The sequence below is a fragment of the Streptomyces sp. NPDC059524 genome (assembly GCF_042749255.1).
In the GTDB taxonomy this organism is placed as follows: domain Bacteria; phylum Actinomycetota; class Actinomycetes; order Streptomycetales; family Streptomycetaceae; genus Streptomyces; species Streptomyces xanthii.
Window position 1 is genome coordinate 70,156 of record NZ_JBHYTK010000011.1, and the last position, 3,105, is coordinate 73,260.

Sequence of the window (3,105 nt, forward strand, 5' to 3'; positions counted from 1 at the left end):
ATCTCCAAGAACCCCGAGGCCACGCTCACGATGAAGAGCAAGTCCCTGGGCGTGGGGGGGGGGGGGTAACACACCCCCCCCGCGGCCCCCCCCCCACAGCTGTCCGCAGGTAGACGGCTCAGTGGCTGAGCAGCCAGCCGATCCGGTCGTAGGCCAGGAGCTGGTAGGCGACCATGACCACCAGGAGCCAACGGGCGGCGCGGCGCAGGCCCGCGCCGTGCAGTGCGGCCACCGCGCCGAAGAACACGGCGAGTTCGAGCAGCAGACGCAGCGGGCCCGGGGTGTCGACGGAACCCGGATCACCTCGCGAGGGGTCGTCCGGGACGGTGAAGGTGCCCCAGGCCAAGCCCACGGCGACCGGTAGCGCGATGACGAGGATCCAGCGCCACGGGGCCGGTGTCCGGCGCCAGGCCCAGATGCCGAAGCAGGCCAGAGAGGTCAGTTCGAGGAGGAAGCGGACGGCGAGCAGGGCGTCGTTGTCGGCGAAAGCCAGCGTGGTCGTGCTCGTGGCCGTCATCGGACGCCCTCGGCCGGCAGGTGGGGGCGGTGTGCGACGACGCATCTGACGGGCGTTGAGCTGGTCTGTATGGAGTGGCGTCGGTCTGTGGCGGAGCCGGGCATGGTGGTCAGGTCCTCTCCGGGTGGGTCGGGGTCGCTGTCGTCCCTGTCAGCACCTGGTCGACCAGCTGCTCGACGTAGTCGGCTCCGATCGGTCGGCCGGTGACCAGAAGCCGGTAGTAGAGGGCGCCGGCCAGCTGGTCGAAGAGCACCTCGGAGGAGGTGCCGGCGGGCAGCGCGCCTCGCGCTCGGGCGTGGTCGAGCAGGGTGAGCGGCAGCGCGTTGCGCCGGGCGAACATTCCGCGTACCGCGTCGCCCACGTCCGGATGCCGGGCGGCGGCCGCCACCAGTTCGGCGACGACCCCGGCCGACCGGTCCGTCTCCCCCGCGTCGCGGCCCACGCGGCGCATCCCGTCGAGCCCGCTCGCGATGGCGGTGAGGTAGACGGTCAGGTCGTGGCGGATGTCTCCGGTGTCGGCGACCTCCACGTCGTCCTGGAGCTTGGCGACGAGCGCGACGAGCAGGTGATCCTTCGTGGGCCACCTGCGGTACAACGTGGTCTTGGCGACGGCGGCACGGCCGGCCACCTCGTCGATGGCGAACCTGTCGTAGCCCCGCTCGACCAGGAGCGCGTGGGCGGCCTGCAGGATCCGCGCGTCGGCGTCCTCGCTGCGGGGGCGGCCTCTGCGTGCGGGGGGTGTCACGAGGGGTCCTCCTCCTCGACCGGCCCTCCCATGTCCTCTCAGCGGAGCGCGGGCCGGGCAACTGGCGTTTCGCTACTGCCGTTTCGTTATGCAGAGTAGGAGCGCCCGGCGATTTACGCAACGCTCGTAGCGTAAATGCCGGGCGTACAGATCAGCGACGGACCTCGCGTCCGCCGCGCGCGGCGTCCGTGGCGGCGTGGGCGATGTTGCGTGCCATGCCTCCGAACACGACGGCGTGGAACGGCGAGACCGACCACCAGTAGGCGTGGCCGAGCAGTCCGCGCGGGTGGAACAGGGCGCGCTGCCGGTACCGGGTGTGCCCGCGCTCGTCGGTGTCGACGCGTAGTTCGAGCCAGGCCAGGCCCGGCAGCCGCATCTCGGCGCGCAGCCGCAGGAGGCGTACGGGTTCGATCTCCTCGACGCGCCAGAAGTCCAGGGAGTCACCGGCCCGCAGCCGCTCGGCGTCGCGGCGTCCGCGGCGCAGGCCGACCCCGCCGACGAAGCGGTCGAGCCAGCCGCGTACGGCCCAGGCGAGCGGGAAGGAGTACCAGCCGTTGTCGCCGCCGATGCCCTCGATCACCCGCCAGAGCGCCTCCGGGCTCGCGGCGACGGGGAGTTCGCGTACGTCCTCGTACAGGCTGCCGCCGGCCCAGTCCGGGTCGGTCGGCAGCGGGTCGCTCGGGGCGCCGGGCACCGCGGCCGAGGACCAGCGGGTGGCGACCTGGGCCTCCCGGACCCGCTGGAGCGCGAGGGAGAGCGCCTCGTCGAAGGGCAGCGGATGCCCCGGCGGGTCGGGGACGTAGCGGGCGATGTCGTGCTCGTCGCAGACCACCTCGTGCCGCAGCGATTCGGTGAGCGGCCGCGCGATCGGGGCGGGGACGGGTGTGACGAGTCCGACCCAGTGGCTGGACAGCCGGGGCGTGAGGACCGGGACGGGGACGATGAGGCGTCGCGGCAGCCCGGCGACGGCGGCGTAACGGAGCATCATGTCCCGGTACGTGAGCACGTCGGGCCCGCCGATGTCGAAGGCCCGGTCGATGTCGGCGGGCAGGCCTGCCGCACCGACGAGGTAGCGCAGGACATCGCGGACACCGATGGGCTGGGTACGGGTGTGCACCCAGCTCGGAGTGACCATCACGGGCAGGCGTTCGGTCAGGTAGCGGAGCATCTCGAAGGACGCCGAGCCGGACCCGATCACGACGGCGGCGCGCAGTACGGCGGCGGGCACAGGCGCGTCGAGGAAGATCCGGCCGACCTCCGCGCGGGAGCGCAGGTGCGGCGAGAGGGATCGCTCGGGGACGCCGTGCGGGGTGAGTCCCCCGAGGTAGACGATCCTGCGCACCCCGGCGGCGTGCGCCTGCTCGGCGAAGATCCGGGCCGCGCGCCGGTCGGTCTCCTCGAAGTCGGGCCCGCTGCCGAGGGCGTGCACGAGGTAGTAGGCGACGTCGACACCCCGCAGCGCGGCCCCGACGGACTCGGCGTCGGTGACGTCGCCGCGTACGGACTCCACCCGCGGGGCCCAGGGGTGGTCGCGGAGTTTGGCGGGTGTGCGGACCAGACACCGGACGCGATGGCCCGCGTCGAGCAGTTCGGGAACGAGGCGCCCGCCGATGTACCCGGAGGCTCCGGTGACGAGGCAGTGCAGCGGCTCCTGGTGCCGGTGCGTGCCGCTCGCGGTCTCGCTCATCGCTCTCTCCTCCGGGTCGCACGGGCTGCCTGTACGGCTGGTCGTCGCGCACCGGTCCGGTCCGGTCCGGTCAGCGACGGCGCGCTCGGCGGTGACGACGAGGGAGCCTCCCGTGCCGCTCCCTCGCCGGTGACCGTCGGGCCCCGGCGCGGGGCG

The 3,105-nt window shown here is 73.2% G+C and carries 3 protein-coding genes; all 3 read right to left on the reverse strand.

Annotation, left to right across the window (positions count from 1 at the left end; all coding sequences use genetic code 11):
- Positions 1-118 precede the first annotated feature (118 nt).
- Positions 119-517 (reverse strand): YrdB family protein, encoded by a 399-nt coding sequence (locus ACFW9D_RS05320; RefSeq protein WP_384618012.1) that lies wholly within the window; start codon positions 515-517, stop codon positions 119-121.
- A 109-nt stretch (positions 518-626) separates the two neighbouring features.
- Complete coding sequence (locus tag ACFW9D_RS05325) at positions 627-1,262, reverse strand: TetR/AcrR family transcriptional regulator (RefSeq protein WP_384618015.1); 636 nt, start codon at positions 1,260-1,262, stop codon at positions 627-629.
- A 151-nt stretch (positions 1,263-1,413) separates the two neighbouring features.
- Positions 1,414-2,949: an SDR family oxidoreductase gene (locus tag ACFW9D_RS05330; protein WP_384618018.1), complete on the reverse strand. Its 1,536-nt coding sequence runs from the start codon at positions 2,947-2,949 to the stop codon at positions 1,414-1,416.
- Positions 2,950-3,105 lie beyond the last annotated feature (156 nt).